The sequence below is a fragment of the Burkholderia reimsis genome, assembly GCF_003294055.1.
Lineage (GTDB): Bacteria > Pseudomonadota > Gammaproteobacteria > Burkholderiales > Burkholderiaceae > Burkholderia > Burkholderia cepacia.
Genome location: NZ_QMFZ01000034.1, coordinates 83,535 through 100,044, shown reverse-complemented (window position 1 = coordinate 100,044; position 16,510 = coordinate 83,535). Strand labels below are relative to the sequence as shown.

Annotated in this window: 11 protein-coding genes; 7 read left to right on the top strand and 4 right to left on the bottom strand. The window is 68.2% G+C overall.

The window, feature by feature from the left end:
- Nucleotides 1–11: 11 nt before the first annotated feature.
- Together DPV79_RS31310 and DPV79_RS31305 are read right to left on the bottom strand one after the other, a co-directional pair.
- Nucleotides 12–884, bottom strand: coding sequence for a segregation and condensation protein A (locus DPV79_RS31310; protein ID WP_021164248.1), 873 nt, complete (start codon nucleotides 882–884; stop codon nucleotides 12–14).
- 4 nt (nucleotides 885–888) lie between these two features.
- Nucleotides 889–1,077 (bottom strand): DUF3460 family protein, encoded by a 189-nt coding sequence (locus tag DPV79_RS31305; protein WP_006478107.1) that lies wholly within the window; start codon nucleotides 1,075–1,077, stop codon nucleotides 889–891.
- Nucleotides 1,078–1,342: 265 nt separating this feature from the next.
- Here DPV79_RS31305 and DPV79_RS31300 point away from each other — a divergent pair, with 265 nt between their 5' ends.
- Together DPV79_RS31300 and DPV79_RS31295 are read left to right on the top strand one after the other, a co-directional pair.
- Complete coding sequence (locus DPV79_RS31300; RefSeq protein ID WP_113047273.1) at nucleotides 1,343–3,157, top strand: autotransporter assembly complex protein TamA; 1,815 nt, start codon at nucleotides 1,343–1,345, stop codon at nucleotides 3,155–3,157.
- A gap of 25 nt (nucleotides 3,158–3,182) precedes the next feature.
- Nucleotides 3,183–7,274, top strand: a complete 4,092-nt coding sequence (locus DPV79_RS31295; RefSeq protein ID WP_113047272.1) for a translocation/assembly module TamB domain-containing protein — start codon at nucleotides 3,183–3,185, stop codon at nucleotides 7,272–7,274.
- A gap of 68 nt (nucleotides 7,275–7,342) precedes the next feature.
- Here DPV79_RS31295 and metG read toward each other — a convergent pair whose 3' ends face one another.
- Nucleotides 7,343–9,496: a methionine--tRNA ligase gene (metG, locus tag DPV79_RS31290; protein ID WP_059686614.1), complete on the bottom strand. Its 2,154-nt coding sequence runs from the start codon at nucleotides 9,494–9,496 to the stop codon at nucleotides 7,343–7,345.
- 376 nt (nucleotides 9,497–9,872) lie between these two features.
- Entirely contained in the window at nucleotides 9,873–10,517 is a 645-nt protein-coding gene (locus DPV79_RS31275) for a YiaD family glycine zipper/OmpA-like lipoprotein (RefSeq protein ID WP_021163796.1), read from the bottom strand.
- Between the two features lie 348 nt (nucleotides 10,518–10,865).
- Between DPV79_RS31275 and apbC the strand changes: the two genes are divergently transcribed.
- The 5 genes from apbC (at nucleotide 10,866) to DPV79_RS31250 (ending at nucleotide 16,497) form a co-directional block, all read left to right on the top strand.
- Complete coding sequence (apbC, locus tag DPV79_RS31270; RefSeq protein ID WP_113047271.1) at nucleotides 10,866–11,957, top strand: iron-sulfur cluster carrier protein ApbC; 1,092 nt, start codon at nucleotides 10,866–10,868, stop codon at nucleotides 11,955–11,957.
- Between the two features lie 133 nt (nucleotides 11,958–12,090).
- On the top strand, nucleotides 12,091–12,627 hold the full coding sequence (gene sodC, locus DPV79_RS31265; RefSeq protein WP_060062624.1) for a superoxide dismutase [Cu-Zn]: 537 nt from the start codon (nucleotides 12,091–12,093) through the stop codon (nucleotides 12,625–12,627).
- 112 nt (nucleotides 12,628–12,739) lie between these two features.
- On the top strand, nucleotides 12,740–13,309 hold the full coding sequence (gene dcd, locus DPV79_RS31260) for a dCTP deaminase (RefSeq protein WP_006398615.1): 570 nt from the start codon (nucleotides 12,740–12,742) through the stop codon (nucleotides 13,307–13,309).
- An 81-nt stretch (nucleotides 13,310–13,390) separates the two neighbouring features.
- On the top strand, nucleotides 13,391–15,670 hold the full coding sequence (locus DPV79_RS31255) for an arginine/lysine/ornithine decarboxylase (RefSeq protein ID WP_021163792.1): 2,280 nt from the start codon (nucleotides 13,391–13,393) through the stop codon (nucleotides 15,668–15,670).
- The gene (locus tag DPV79_RS31250) at nucleotides 15,670–16,497 is read left to right on the top strand and encodes a lysozyme inhibitor LprI family protein (protein ID WP_113047270.1); all 828 of its coding nucleotides are present in this window, start codon (nucleotides 15,670–15,672) and stop codon (nucleotides 16,495–16,497) included. Before DPV79_RS31255 ends, DPV79_RS31250 begins: the two co-directional genes overlap by 1 nt.
- Nucleotides 16,498–16,510: the final 13 nt, after the last annotated feature.

Here is a 16,510-nt window from a genome sequence, read left to right as displayed (position 1 = left end):
CGCCTGGCCGGTTACGCGGGCAGGTACGCGAGACGCACGTAGATCGGCGCGAACGGCTCGGCCTGCGTGATCTCGAGGAGCGATTCGCGCGCGAGTTCGAGCATCGCGATGAAATTCACGACGACGACCGGCACGCCGCGCGACGTGTCGAACAGCTCGGCGAATTCCATGAAGCGCGCGTTCTGCAGCCGGCGCAGGATCAGGCTCATGTGCTCCCGCACCGACAGCTCCTCGCGGGAGATCTTGTGGTGCTGGACGAGCTTCGCGCGCTTGAGCACGTCGGCCCATGCGGCGCGCAGGTCGTCCGAATTCACGTCGGGGAAGCGCGGCGTGACGCTCTGCTCGATGTAGACCTCGGCGCGCAGGAAGTCGCGGCCGAGCTGCGGCAACTGGTCGAGCCGCTGCGCGGCGAGCTTCATCTGCTCGTATTCGAGCAGGCGGCGCACGAGTTCGGCGCGCGGATCCTCGGCTTCCTCGCCGGTGTCGGCCTTCTTGACCGGCAGCAGCATCCGCGACTTGATCTCGATCAGCATCGCGGCCATCAGCAGGTACTCGGCCGCGAGCTCGAGGTTCGACGTGCGGATCTGGTCGACGTAGCCCAGATATTGCGCGGTGACCTGCGCCATCGGGATGTCGAGCACGTTGAAGTTCTGCTTGCGGATCAGGTAGAGCAGCAGGTCGAGCGGGCCTTCGAAGGTCTCGAGGAACACCTCGAGCGCATCGGGCGGGATGTAGAGATCCTGCGGCAGCTTGAACAGCGGCTCGCCGTACAGGCGAGCGAACGCCGCGACACCGTCGACCGTGTCGGGCGTCGAATCGGCGCCCGCGGGCGCGGCGATCGCGTCGTCCTGGCGGGCGGCGCTGGCCTCGTCGGCGGCGCTCACGTCGTCAGAAGTTCTGGTAGTAGACGTACGACGTTTGCTTCACGCGCGATTCCTGCTGCTCGGCGCGCTCTTCGAGGTCGATCGGCTGCTTGTCCCACAGCAGGGAACGGCCCTTGCGCTGCTCTTCCTCGAGCGTCGGCTTCTGTTGCTTGAGCTGGTTCAGGAACTGCGTGACATCGGACTGGTACGGCATGGCTGGATTTTCCGTTTCGGGCGGCGCACGATGCGCCGGATTCACGATGGCGGGATTTTACCGCATCGCGGGAACGGCCGGCGGCAATCGCGCGTCGAATCCGCGGGCTGGCGCGCAGCCGGCGGCCGCAAGCGCGCCGCCGGGCATGACGCAGCGGCCACGGGCGCTCGCGCGGCGGTTTACAAACATTAAGCTTTGACGCCGGCACGCTGTGGTCAAATACAGGGTTTCCACAAAACCGTGACAACCGAGGGCGAGGTCATATTTGGCGGGGCAGTCGAACCAGCAAGCACATCCGGCACATGACGCGGGCCCGCGCGTGGAACGCAATCGCGCCGGCGCCGCGGCCCGTGCCGCGCGGGCGACCCTCGCGGGTTGCCTGGCCGCATGCTTCGCGCTGCCGGCCCACGCGAAGTACGACGTCGACATCGACGCGCCGCGCTCGGTTCGCAAGCTGCTCAAGACGCACCTCGACATCGCGCGCTTCGCGAAGCGCGACGACATCAGCGACGACCAGTTCGACTTCCTCGTGACGGCCACCCCGCAGCAGGTGCGCGACCTGACCGCGACGGCCGGGTATTTCTCGCCGGTCGTGCGCACCGACGTGCGCACGCGCGACGGCAAGCGCGACGTGCGCATCGCGGTCGATCCGGGCAAGCAGACCGTCGTGTCGAGCGTCGACCTGACCTTCAACGGGCCCGTCGACACCGAGGACCCGAAGCAGGAAGCCGCGACCCGTTTCGCGTTTTCGCTGAAGCCGGGCGACCCGTTCACGCAGTCCGACTGGGACGGCGCGAAGGGCGCGGCGCTCAGGCAATTGCAGTCGCGCCGTTATCTCGGCGCGAAGATCGCGTCGTCGGAGGCGCGCATCGACCCGCGCACGCAGCGCGCGACGCTCGCGGTCACGTTCGACAGCGGTCCGACGTTCACGATCGGCAAGGTCGACGTCGACGGTGTGCGGCGCTATCCGGAGAAGATCGTCACGAACGTCAATCCGCTGTCGGAAGGCGAGATCTACGACGTGCAGCGGATCACCGAACTGCAGCGGCAGTTGCAGAACACGCCGTACTACGCGAGCGTCGCGATCGACGTCGGCGACGATACGGCGAAGCCCGAGCGCACGCCCGTGCACGTGAAGGTCAGCGAGTTCCCGTACAACAACATCCGCGGCGGCGTCGGTTTCGCGACCGACACCGGGCCGCATGTGCAGGGCTCCTACACGTATCTCGACACGTTCGGCGCCGCGTGGCCGCTGACCGTGTCGGGCCGGCTCGACCAGATCCAGCAATACGGGCAGGTCCAGCTGTCGATGCCGCCGGGCGAGAAGGGGTGGACCAACAGCGTGCTCGCGTCGTACACGAACACGAACGTGTCGGATACGCGCATCTACAGCGCGCGGGTCGGCGTGCAGCGCACGCGCACGGGCCAGTTCATCGACTATTCGTATTCGCTGATGTACTACCAGGACCGGCTCGACCAGAACGGCGCGGGGCCGACCACGAGCCGCGCGCTCGTGCCGCAATGGGCATGGACGCGCCGCAACGTCGACGATCCGCTGTTCCCGCGTTCGGGCAACCTGATCCATGCGGAGGCCGGCTTCGCGGTCAAGGGCGTGCTGACCGACCAGACCTTCATCCGCGGCTACGCGCGTGGCCAGCAGTACCTGCCGGTCGGCAAACGCGACCTGTTCGTGTTCCGCGCGGAGCTCGGCGGCGTGTTCACGGGCGGCAGCTCGACCGGTGTGCCGGCGTCGCTGCTGTTCCGCGCGGGCGGCTCGAACTCGGTGCGCGGCTACGGTTACCAGAGCATCGGCAACAGCGTCGACGGTTCCGTCCTGCCGACCAAGTACCTGATGACGGGCACCGCCGAATACCAGCACTGGTTCAACCGCGACTGGGGCGCCGCGACGTTCTTCGACATCGGCACGGCCACCGATGCGTGGGGCGAACGCGTGTTCTACCCGGGTGTCGGCGTCGGTGCGCGCTGGCGCAGCCCCGTCGGCCCGATCAACGTCGACGTCGCGTATGGGTTGCGCAACCACAGCGTGCGCCCGTACCTGACGCTCGGCATCGCTTTCTGAACGTACCGCTTCATCGACGAACCGCATGACGAAGGACCCGAACGATACGAACGACACGCCGCCGCCTGGCGATCCGGACACGCCCGACGGCGCGCCCGCCGCGCCGCCGCGCGCGCCGCGCCGCGGGGCCGTCGCGCGCATCGGGCGGTTCGTCGCATGGACGCTCGCGACGGTCGTGCTGCTCGTCGTGCTGGCCGTCGGGCTCGTGCTGGCCGCGGTGACGACCGAGCACGGTACGCGGCTCGCGTGGCAGGCGGCGGAGCGCGTGCTCGGCGCGCGGCTCGCGGGCACGCTCGACGGCGGCTCGCTCGCGACCGGCGTGCGGTTGCGCGGGTTCGCGTGGACGAGCCCCGACGGCACCGGTACCGAAATCCGCATCGACCGGCTCGACGGCCGCTGGGCATTGACCCGCGCGCCGTGGCGTCTGTCCATCGCGTATCTTCGCGCCGGCACGATCGACGTGCGGATTCCGCCGGGGCCGTCGACGCCGAGTACGACGCCGCAGGACCTGAGCCTGCCGCTGCAGTTGCGGATCGACGACCTGCGCGTCGATCGCCTGGCGATCCACGACGGCGGCTCGACGACGCAGCTCGACCATCTCGCGCTGAACGGCCGCAGCGACGGTCGTCACCATGAACTCGTGCTCGACGGCGTCGATACGCCGTACGGCGCGCTGACCGCGCGCGCGAAACTCGATGGCGTGAAGCCGTTTGCGCTGACGGGGGAGGCCACTTACGCGGGCAAGCTGTCCGACGAGCCGGTCGATGCGCGCGCTCGCGTGTCGGGCTCGCTCGAGGCGCTCGTCGCGGAAGTCGACGCGAGCGGGATGAAGCTGAACGGGCGCGCGCACGTCGAGGCCGCGCCGTTCGGCGCGGTGCCGCTCACGCGCGCGTCGCTCGCGTTCGATCACGTGAACCCGCAAGCGCTCGCGCCCGGCGCGCCGGCCGCCGATCTCGCGGTGCGCGCGGAACTCGCACCCGTGACCGCGCCGGCCGGCTCGGCGCCCGCAAAGGGGTTCGCGGTGACGGGCCCGGTGTCGATCGTCAACGCGAAGCCCGGCACGCTCGGCGACCACCTGTTGCCGGTGATCGACGCGCACGCGAACGTGCATCTCGACGCGCACGCGCAGCGGATCGACGCGCTTGCGCTGAAGCTGATCCGCGACGGCAGCGTGACGGGCAACGGCACGCTGACGGGCGGCAAGGGCCGCTTCGACCTGAAGGTCGCGAACCTCGACCTGAACGCCTTCGTCGCCGAGCTGCGGCCGATGCGCCTGGGCGGCCCGCTCGGCGTGACGCTCGCGGGCGACGTGACGACCGTCGACTTCAACCTGAACGATCCTAAGCTCGCGCTCGGCGCACGCGCGAAGGTTGCGCTGACGTCGCAGCAGACCGTGCTGACCGACGCGCGCGTGACGGCGGGCAAGGGCCGCATCGACCTGACGGGCGTGTTCCGCCACGATGCGCATTCGAGCTACGACGCGAAGGCGACGCTGACGGCGTTCGATCCGCTGCTGCTCGCCGCGCAGAGCGCGCCGAAGGCCGGCGGCGGCAAGGCGCCCGCCAAGGCGGCCAAGGCGCCGCCCAGGCGCGGCGAGACGCGCGTGTCGGGCACGCTGACGGCGTCGGGCGCGTTCGCGCCGCAGGTGTCGACGAAGGCGACCTTCAAGCTCGGCGACAGCCTGTACGACGGCGTGCCGCTGACCGGCGCCGGCGTCGTGCAGCTCGCCGGCTCGCGGATCCTGCCGAGCAACGCGAACCTGTCGATCGCGGGCAATCATGTCGACCTGCGCGGCAGCTTCGGGGCACCCGGCGACCGGCTGCGCTTCGTCGTCGACGCGCCGCAGCTCGACCGGCTCGGCTTCGGCGTGGAAGGGCTCGTGCAGGCGCAGGGCGACCTGACCGGCAGCTTCGCGCACCCGAACGTGACGGCCACCTACAAGGCCGAGCACGTCGTCGTCGGCTCGAACCGGATCGGTGCCGCGCAGGGCCGCGCGGACATCCGCGACGGCGTGCACGGCGCCCTCGTGTTCACGGCCGACGCGACCGACCTCGCGCTCGGCTCGCTGACGCTGAAATCGCTGCGCGCGAACCTCGACGGCACGCGCGCGAAGCACACGCTCGACGCGTCGGCGCTCGGGACGGCCGGCGGCCGCGTGATCGACATGACGCTCGCGGCGAACGGCGGCGTGGTCGAGAGCCGCGACGGGATGCGCTGGGACGGTACCGTGACGCGGCTCGCGAACCGCGGCACGCCGGCCGTCGCGCTGCAGGCGCCGCTGACCGTATCGGCCGGTGCCGGCCGCGTGACGCTCGGCGCGACGCGGCTCACGCTCGAGGGCGCGGCGATCGACCTGAAGTCGTTCGTGTTCGATCACGGCCAGATGCGCTCGGCGGGCTCCGTGAGCGGCGTGTCGGTCGCGCGTTTCCTCGAGGTCCGCCAGGAGCTGACGGGCCAGCGGCCGCCGGTGCGAACCGACGTCGTGCTCGACGCCGACTGGGATTTCTCGCTCGGCGCGAACTCGACCGGCCATGTGCAGGTGAAGCGGCGCGGCGGCGACGTGACGATCGAGAGCGGGCGCGGCATCGCGTCGCTGGGGCTGACTGACCTGTCCGCACGCGCGAACTTCACGCCTGGCAACCGGCTCAACGTGACGGCGCTCGCGAAGGCGAACCGGATCGGCACGCTCGATGCGAACGTCACCGTGCCGTTCGCGCTGCGCGACGGCATGTTCGGCGTGGTTGACGACGGCCCGCTGTCGGGCCGCATCGACGTCGACGTCCCGGCGCTGAAGACGACCGGCAACCTGTTCGGGCCGAGCTACCTGCTCGGCGGGCGCGCGGCGCTGAAGCTGACCGTCGCGGGCACGCCGGTGAAGCCGAACCTGTCGGGGACGCTGACGGGCGACGACCTGTCCGCGACGCTCGTCGACCAGGGCGTGCAGCTGAAGGACGGCATCGTGCGCATCAAGCTGTCGGAAAACCTCGTCGAATTCCAGCAGGTCGAGTTCCACGGCGGCGACGGCACGCTGCGCGCACTTGGCCGCGTGCGTCTCGACGGCGAGGCGCCCGACCTGACCGCGAGCATCGTCGCGGACAAGCTCGAGCTGTTCGCGGCACCGGACCGGAAGCTGTCGCTGTCGGGCAAGGCGACGGTCGCGAACGACGGGCCGCGCGGCGCGCTGTCGATCGACGGCAAGTTCGTCGTCGATCGCGCGCTGTTCGACCTGCCCGAGGAGTCCGCGCCGCACCTGTCGGACGACGTGGTGATCGTGCAACCCGACGGCACGGTGCGCGGCGAGACGCCGACCGGCACCGCCGTCGCCAAGCCGAAGCCGGCCGCGGACAAGCCGGCGCCGTCGCTCGCGCCGCGCGCGAACATCGACATCGGCCTCGGCAACAACTTCCGCTTCAAGGGGCACGGCGCGGATCTCGGGCTGCGCGGCACGATCACCGTGATGAGCGCGCCGGGCGTGCCGCTGCGCGCGGTCGGCAACGTGCGCGTGACCGAAGGGTCGACGTACACGTCGTTCGGACGCAAGCTCGCGATCGAGAACGGCTTCTTCACGTTCAACGGCCCCGTGTCGAACCCGGGCGTCAACATCCTCGCGATGCGGCGCAACCAGGAAGTCGAGGCCGGCGTGCAGGTCACGGGCACGATCCAGTCGCTGACGGTCAAGCTGGTGTCGGAACCGAACGTCACGGACAACGAAAAGCTGTCGTGGCTGCTGTTCGGGCACGGCACCGACCAGGGCAACAACGTCGGCCAGCAGGGCACGATGACGGCGGCGCTCGGGCTGCTCGGCAGCGTGACCGGCAAGCGCGTCGCGCAGACCTTCGGTCTCGACGAGGTCTCGGTCGGCCGCAGCGAAGTGGGCCTCACCGATCCGCAGGTCGTGCTGGTGTCGAAGGCGATCAACGAGCGGTTCGTGCTCGGCTTCGAGCAGGGGCTGCAATCGGCGAGCAACGCGTTCAAGGCGACGATCAACCTGACGCGCTTCTGGTCCGTGTCCGCGTACGGCGGCACGTTCCAGGGCGTCGACCTGAACTACACGCGGCGTTTCGACCGGTGGTTCGGCAGCGACGCGGCGCGGGCGCGGCGTGCCGAGCAGCCCTGAATGAAAAAAGCCCCGCACGAAACGAATCGTGCGGGGCTTTGTTTCGCGCCAGCGGCAGCGCGTTCGGCTTACTTCACGCGCATGCCGGGCTTCGCGCCGCTGTGCGGCTCGAGGATGTAGAGGCCCGGTTCCGCCTTCTCGTCGGTGGCCGACGCGGCAAGCACCATCCCTTCGGACAGGCCGAACTTCATCTTGCGCGGCGCGAGGTTCGCGACCATCACGGTCAGCTTGCCCACGAGCTGCTCGGGCTGGTACGCGGACTTGATGCCCGAGAACACGTTGCGGGTCTTTTCCTCGCCGACGTCGAGCGTGAGCTGCAGCAGCTTGTCCGAACCCTCGACGGCCTGGCACGCGACGATCTTCGCGATGCGCAGGTCGATCTTCGCGAAATCGTCGATCGAGATGGGGGCATCGTCGGCGCCGTTCACGGCGGCCGGCTTCGCGTTCGCCTTGGCGTTCTTCGCCTCCTTGGCGGCGTTCGCGCTCGCGGCGGCCGCGCCGGTGGCCTCGGCCTGCAGCGAATCGCGGTTCGCGGCGAGCAGTGCCTCGATCTGCTTCGGGTCGACGCGCGTCATCAGGTGCTGGTACGCCTTGATCGGCTGTTCCGACGACAGCGGCTTCGCGGCATCGGCCCATGCGAGCGGCGCGATCCCGAAGAACGACTCGACGGCCTCGGCCACGCGCGGCATCACCGGCTTCAGCGCGAGCGACAGCAGGCGGAAGGACTCGAGGCTCACGCTGCAGGTTTCGTGCAGCGCGACCGCGTTGGCCGGATCCTTCGCGAGATCCCACGGTTTGGCGCCGTCGACGTACGCGTTCACTTCGTCCGCGAGCTCCATCGTGTGGCGCAGCGCGCGGCCGTACTCGCGTGCTTCGTAGTGCGCGGCGATCCCCGGAATCGCATCGCGCAGCTTCACGACGAGCGGATGGTTCATCGCGCTGTCCTGCACGCGGCCGTCGAAGCGCTTGATCAGGAAGCCTGCCGCGCGGCTCGCGATGTTCACGTACTTGCCGACGAGATCGCTGTTCACGCGCGCCTGGAAATCGTCGAGGTTCAGGTCGATGTCTTCCATCGTCGCGTTCAGCTTCGCGGCGAAGTAGTAGCGCAGCCATTCAGGGTTCAGGCCCGTGTCGATGTAGCTCTGCGCGGTGATGAACGTGCCGCGCGACTTCGACATCTTCGCGCCGTCGACCGTCAGGAAGCCGTGCGCGAACACGTTGGTCGGCGTGCGGTGGCCCGAGAACTCGAGCATCGCGGGCCAGAACAGCGTGTGGAAGTACAGGATGTCCTTGCCGATGAAGTGATACTGCTCGGTGGTCGAGCCCGGGCGGATCCACGCGTCGAAGTCGACGCCGTTGCGGTCGCACAGGTTCTTGAAGCTCGCGTAGTAGCCGACCGGCGCGTCGAGCCACACGTAGAAATACTTGCCGGGTGCGCCCGGGATCTCGAAGCCGAAGTACGGTGCGTCACGCGAGATGTCCCAGTCGGCGAGCTTGGCCTCGCCGGCGTCGCCGAGCCATTCGCGCATCTTGTTGGTCGCTTCGGGCTGCGCGAGGCCGCTCACCCATTCGCGCAGGAACGTTTCGCAGCGCGGATCGGACAGGCGGAAGAAGTAGTGCTTCGACGTCTTGCGTACCGGCGTCGCGCCCGACACGACCGAATACGGGTTCAGCAGTTCGGTCGGCAGGTAGGTCGAGCCGCACACTTCGCAGTTGTCGCCGTACTGGTCCTTCGCGTGGCACTTCGGACACTCGCCCTTGATGAAGCGGTCGGGCAGGAACATTTCCTTGACGGGATCGTACGCCTGCTCGATCTCGCGCTCGGCGATGAAACCGGCTTCCTGCAGCGCGACGTAGATCTTCTCGCTCAGCACGCGGTTCTCGTCCGAATCGGTCGAGTAGAAATTGTCGAACGACACGCCGAAGCTGTCGAAGTCGCGCTTGTGCTCGGTCCACACGCGGTCGATCAGCTGCTTCGGGGTCAGGCCTTCCTTCTCCGCGCGCAGCATGATCGGCGTGCCGTGCGTGTCGTCGGCGCCGATGTAGTAGACCTCATGGCCATGCATTCGCAGCGTCCGCACCCAGATGTCGGTCTGGATGTACTCGACCAGGTGGCCGATGTGGATCTGCCCGTTGGCATAGGGCAGTGCGGACGTAACGAGGATCTGGCGGTCACCTTGCGGCGCCGCAGCCTGCACGGAAGTGAGGTCGGATGCGGACATAGGGTCTGTAGAGGAACGGCGGAAAACGACGGGAAACTGCGATTCTAGCAGGGGCGCGCGCCAGCGACGCGGGCAGGGCGCCGCTGACGGGGCGCCGGAACGGGCGGGGCCGCGCAAGCGGCATGCCCGGAGGTGACGTGCTGCGGCGCAACACGAATTCCGCGGGCAAAAAAAACCGGGGCGGATACGGCCCCGGAGCAACAACGACAAGAGGAGAATGGTGACGCGCCGGCAACACCAGCCGCGTACCGTAAATACTGACCGCGGCCTGCGACAGAAGTTCGAAAATTTTTTCGATTTGTTACCGGCTCCGCCGGAAGCCTTGTCCGGCGGGGCTGCGCGGGCGGCGGGCCCGCGCCTTCCCCTCGTCGTGCGCTTACTGCGCCTGTGCTGCGCGCAGGTAGATTTCGACGCGGCGGTTCTGTGCGCGGCCGGCTTCCGTCGCGTTGTCCGCGATCGGGTTCGACGGGCCCATGCCCTGTGCCGACAGGCGGCCGCCGGCGACGCCGCGCTGCACGAGCGCGTTGACGACGCTCTGCGCACGGTTCTGCGACAGCGTCTGGTTCAGCTGCTGCGAACCCGTGCTGTCCGTGTAGCCGACGATCGATGCCGTCACTTGCGGGTTCTGGTTCAGCGTCGTCGCCAGGTCGTTCAGCAGCGGCGTGAAGGCCGGCGTGATCGCGTACTGGTTCGTCGCGAACGTCACCGAGCTCGGCACGTTCAGCTTCAGCGAGCCGTCCGGCTGCTCGGTCACCTGCGTACCCGTCTTGGCTGCCGACGGCGCGAGCTTGTTCTTGATCGCCTGCCAGTTGTAACCCGTCACGCCGCCGACCAGTGCGCCGACGCCCGCGCCGATCGCCGCGCCCTTGCCGCCGCCCGCCAGCGCGCCGATGCCTGCGCCCAGCGCCGCACCCGTGCCGGTACCGACGGCCGTATTGTTGCCTTGCTGCGTGGCGCAGCCTGCCAGCAGTGCGCCGGCCAATGCGAAGACGGACAGACGGGTCGCGATTTTCATGTTCATCTTGGATTCCTCTCTTGGTTGAACGAGTCGACAACGACGACAACAGTTACGGCTCCACGCGCGGGCCGCCCGAAAAAGGAGGGCAGGCCTGCGCCAGCGGCAGCCGCCGAGGTGGCCGCATGCCCTGTCCGTCAGCGTGGCTGTTCGGGCAGTGCGACGCGTCAGCCTCTACAATATAGGCGGTTGGCGGCCGATTTGGCCCCATAGCATGCCGCAGGCGAAGAGTGCGCCGGGTCGCGCGTTCGCGCAATGGCGTGCAACAGATTCTTTCACTTTTCCCGATTTTCGCAGCGTAATTTGATATTTTTTGACGTTTGCGCGCGAGAAAAACGTTTTCACGGAGTTTCGATGAGCATTGACCGGGCACAAGTCGACGCCGCTTTGGCGGCTGTCGTCGACCCCAATACCGGCCGTCCGTATGCGGCGAACAAGGGCGTGCGCAACGTCGCGATCGACGGCGATGTCGTGGCGCTCGACGTGGTGCTCGGTTATCCCGCGCGCAGCCAGCACGACGACGTGCGCGCACGCGTCACCGCGGCGCTCCAGGCCGTGCCCGGCGTGCGCGACGCGCGCGTCGCCGTGTCGCAGGAGATCGTCGCGCACACGGTGCAGCGTGGCGTGAAACTGCTGCCGAACGTGAAGAACATCGTGGCGGTCGCATCGGGCAAGGGCGGCGTCGGCAAGAGCACGACGGCCGTCAACCTCGCGCTCGCGCTCGCCGCCGAAGGCGCGTCGGTCGGCATCCTCGACGCCGACATCTACGGCCCGTCGCTGCCGACGATGCTCGGCATCCACGGCCAGCGCCCCGAGTCGCCGGACAACCAGTCGATGAACCCGCTCGTCGGCCACGGGCTGCAGGCGAACTCGATCGGCTTCCTGATCGAGGAAGACAACCCGATGGTATGGCGCGGCCCGATGGCGACCTCCGCGCTCGAGCAGCTGCTGCGCCAGACCAACTGGCGCGAGCTCGACTACCTGATCGTCGACATGCCGCCCGGCACGGGCGACATCCAGCTCACGCTCGCGCAGCGCGTGCCCGTCACGGGCGCGGTGATCGTCACGACGCCGCAGGACATCGCGCTGCTCGACGCGAAGAAGGGCCTGAAGATGTTCGAGAAGGTCGGGATTCCGATCCTCGGCATCGTCGAGAACATGAGCATCCACGTCTGTTCGAACTGCGGCCACGAAGAACACATCTTCGGCGCCGGCGGGGCCGAGCGGATGGCGAAGGATTACGACGTGAACGTGCTCGGCAGCCTGCCGCTCGACATCGCGATCCGCGAGCGGGCCGACAGCGGCACGCCGACGGTCGCGGCCGATCCCGAAGGCGCGCTGGCCCGTCGTTACCGCGACATCGCGCGCGGCGTCGCACTGGCGATTGCCGAGCGTTCGCGCGACATGACGTCGAAGTTCCCGTCGATCGTTGTTCAAAATACGTAAAACCCTTGCGGGGCGGGGCCTCACGCTGTTTACGGCGCCGCGAGGCGCGGTATCATGGCGACTTTTCCCGGGTCCCTTTACCCGCCCGGCGCGGCCGTCGTGTCAAACGGCCGCCAGCCGGCATGAGGATCGAATGAAACAACGACATCACGGCGTGCGTGCCGGCCGCGTGCGGTGCGCGCTGCTGGCCGCCGCCGCGCTGGGCCTGCTGGCCGGCTGCACTTCCTTTTCCTCGTCGCACGAAAAACGGGCCGACGCACAACTGCAGCCGACGGTCGGCTCGCAGGCGCGCGGCGCGGTGACGTTCGTCGAGCGTCCGGACGGCGTTCAGGTCACGTACAACCTGGCCGGCCTTCCGCCCAACAGCGATCACGCGCTACAGGTGCACGAACGCGGCGACTGCAACGCGGGCGACGGCTCGAGCGCCGGCCAGGTGTTCGCGCCGGCCGCCGACCGGTTGCGCGCGGGCGCCCGCGTCGCCGGCGATCTCGGCAACATCCATGCGGACGCGAACGGCGTCGCGGCCGGCTTCATCGTCGCGCCCGATCTGGCCCTCGATGGCGTGCGCTCGGCGATGAACCGCGCGGCGCTGGTGCACCGCGACCCGAGCGATCCCGCGTTTCCGCAGCATGGCGCGGGGCCCGCGCTCGCCTGCGGCGTGATCCGTTGACGGCCGCCACGTGCGCGCGCCGATGATCGCGTAAAATGTCCGCCTTTCCCGGCCGCCGTCTCGCGCGAGCGGCCCTCCCTGACCGTCACGCAGCGTTTCCAGGCGCCCCGATATGAGTATCAAGTCCGACAAATGGATTCGGCGCATGGCCGAAGAGCACAAGATGATCGAGCCGTTCGTGCCCGATCAGGTCCGCGCGTCCGAGGACGGCCGCCGGATCGTCAGCTACGGCACGTCGAGCTACGGCTACGACATCCGCTGCGCGGACGAATTCAAGATCTTCACGAACATCAACTCGACGATCGTCGATCCGAAGAACTTCGACGAGGGTTCGTTTGTCGATTTCAAGGGCGACGTGTGCATCATCCCGCCGAACTCGTTCGCGCTGGCCCGCACCGTCGAATATTTCCGCATCCCGCGCACCGTGCTGACGGTCTGCCTCGGCAAGTCGACCTATGCGCGCTGCGGGATCATCGTCAACGTGACGCCGTTCGAACCCGAGTGGGAAGGCTACGTCACGCTGGAATTCTCGAACACCACGCCGTTGCCCGCGAAGATCTACGCGAACGAAGGCGTCGCGCAGGTGCTCTTCTTCGAAAGCGACGAAGTGTGCGACGTGTCGTACGCGGATCGCGGCGGCAAGTATCAGGGGCAGCGCGGTGTCACGCTGCCGAAAACCTGATCTGGTTGCATAACGTCTCACCAGTTTCCGGGTGACCGCTGCGCGTGACGCGCCGCGGTCGTTCTTTTTGGAGAATCGCCCATGAAGTTTCGTTTCCCCGTCGTCATCATCGACGAAGATTTCCGCTCCGAGAACATCTCGGGCTCCGGCATCCGGGCGTTGGCCGAAGCGATCGAGAAGGAGGGCGTCGAAGTCCTCGGCCTCACGAGCTACGGCGATCTGACGTCGTTCGCGCAGCAGTCGAGCCGCGCGTCGTGCTTCATCCTGTCGATCGACGACGACGAACTCATGCTCGGCGAAACCGGCCCGGACGGCGAACTGCCCGAACTCGCGACCGCGATCATCGAGCTGCGCGCGTTCGTCACCGAAGTGCGCCGCCGCAACGCGGACATCCCGATCTTCCTGTACGGCGAGACGCGCACGTCGCGCCACCTGCCGAACGACATCCTGCGCGAGCTGCACGGCTTCATCCACATGTTCGAGGACACGCCGGAGTTCGTCGCGCGCCACATCATCCGTGAAGCGAAGGTCTATCTCGACTCGCTCGCGCCGCCGTTCTTCAAGGAACTGGTGAAGTACGCGGACGAAGGCTCGTACTCGTGGCACTGCCCAGGCCACTCGGGCGGCGTCGCGTTCCTGAAGAACCCGCTCGGCCAGATGTTCCACCAGTTCTTCGGCGAGAACATGCTGCGCGCCGACGTCTGCAACGCGGTGGACGAACTCGGCCAGCTGCTCGACCACACGGGCCCGGTCGCGGCGTCCGAGCGCAATGCGGCGCGCATCTTCAGCGCGGACCACCTGTTCTTCGTGACGAACGGCACGTCGACGTCGAACAAGATCGTCTGGCACGCGACGGTCGCGCCCGGCGACATCGTGCTGGTCGACCGCAACTGCCACAAGTCGATCCTGCACGCGATCACGATGACGGGCGCGATTCCGGTGTTCCTGACGCCGACGCGCAACCACTTCGGCATCATCGGGCCGATCCCGCGCGACGAGTTCAAGCCGGAGAACATCCGCAAGAAGATCGAGGCGAACCCGTTCGCGCGCGAGGCGATGCGCCAGAACCCGGACATGAAGCCGCGCATCCTGACGATCACGCAGAGCACGTACGACGGCGTCGTCTACAACGTCGAGATGATCAAGGACCTGCTCGGCGACCTGCTCGACACGCTGCACTTCGACGAAGCGTGGCTGCCGCACGCGACGTTCCACGATTTCTACCGCGACATGCACGCGATCGGCGACGGCCGTCCGCGCACGGGCGCGCTCGTGTTCGCGACGCACTCGACGCACAAGCTGCTCGCGGGCATCTCGCAGGCGTCGCAGATCGTCGTGCAGGATTCGGAGAACCGCACGTTCGACAAGCACCGCTTCAACGAGGCGTACCTGATGCATACGTCGACGAGCCCGCAGTACGCGATCATCGCGTCGTGCGACGTCGCGGCCGCGATGATGGAGCCGCCGGGCGGCACCGCGCTCGTCGAGGAATCGATCGCCGAGGCGATCGATTTCCGCCGCGCGATGCGCAAGGTCGACGCCGAATACGGCGACGACTGGTTCTTCAGCGTGTGGGGCCCGGACGAGCTGTCGGCGGAAGGCATCGGCTCGCGCGACGACTGGATGCTGAAGCCGAACGACCACTGGCACGGCTTCGGCCCGCTGGCGGAAGGCTTCAACATGCTCGACCCGATCAAGGCGACGATCATCACGCCGGGGCTCGACGTCGACGGCGAGTTCGGCGAGACGGGCATCCCCGCCGCGATCGTCACGAAGTATCTGGCCGAGCACGGGATCATCGTCGAGAAGACCGGCCTGTACTCGTTCTTCATCATGTTCACGATCGGCATCACGAAGGGCCGCTGGAACTCGATGGTGACCGAGCTGCAGCAGTTCAAGGACGACTACGACAACAACCAGCCGCTGTGGCGCGTGCTGCCGGAATTCGTCGCGCAGCATCCGCGCTACGAGCGTGTCGGCCTGCGCGACCTGTGCACGCAGATCCACGACGTGTACCGCGCGAACGACATCGCCCGCCTGACGACCGAGATGTACCTGTCGGACATGGAACCGGCGATGAAGCCGTCGGACGCGTTCGCGAAGCTCGCGCACCGCAAGATCGACCGCGTGCCGCTCGACGAGCTCGAAGGCCGCGTGACGAGCATCCTGCTCACGCCGTACCCGCCGGGCATTCCGCTGCTGATTCCGGGCGAGCGCTTCAACAAGACGATCGTGAACTACCTGCGGTTCGCGCGCGACTTCAACGAACGCTTCCCGGGCTTCCACACCGACATCCACGGCCTCGTCGCGGAAGAGGTGAACGGCCGCGTCGAGTACTTCGTCGACTGCGTGCGCGACTGATGGCGACGCACGGACGAATCCAGGCGATGCGTGCGGCGGTGGCCGCGCTCGTCGTCTGGGCGGCAGGCGTGTCGGGGCTGGCGGGCATGGGTGTCGCGCACGCGGAAGTCGCGGCGGCCGACCCGATCGACGTCGCGATGCGGCAATGCCTCGCGCGGCGCGACCGGTCTTCGCCGGCCGGCCAGATCCAGTGCATGGGCGAAGCGCAGCAGCAGTGGCAGGCCGTGATGGACGGCGCATACCAGCGCCTGTTGAAGGATGCGCCGGCCGACGCGAAGCGCGGCTGGCAGGACAGCCAGCGCCGCTGGCTCACGTGGCGCAAGGATGAAGTGCATCTGCTGAAGGCCGTGTACGACACCACGCGCGGCACCTCGTACGCGATGTCGAGTGCCGACCTGCAGCTGCAGCCCGTGCGCGATCGCGCGCTGGCGCTGCGCGGCGCGGCCGATCGTTATGCCCCGGCGCCCGCCGCCGTGCCGGTGGCGGCCACGAGCGGCGCGCAGGGGGGCACGAGTGCAGCCCGGGGTGGCGCCCGGCCGAACGGCAAGCCGGCGAACGCGCCGCGCGATCCGGCCGTGCGCCGCGTGCGCCCGTGCGAACAGGACGCCGCGTGCGAGCACGCGCTGTTCGACCTGAACCGCTATTACCAGAAGCTGCGCCGCAAGATGCCCGCGCATTCGGCCGCGACGCTCGTACGCGCGCAGCGCGCGTGGGTCGGGTTCCGCGATGCGACGGCGCCGCTCGTCGGCGAGGACGGCCGTGTCGACCTGATCGGCGCGCGCATCGCGACGATGAAACGGCTGTCGGAGACGGCGGGCAACAAGTAAGCGCAACCGCGAT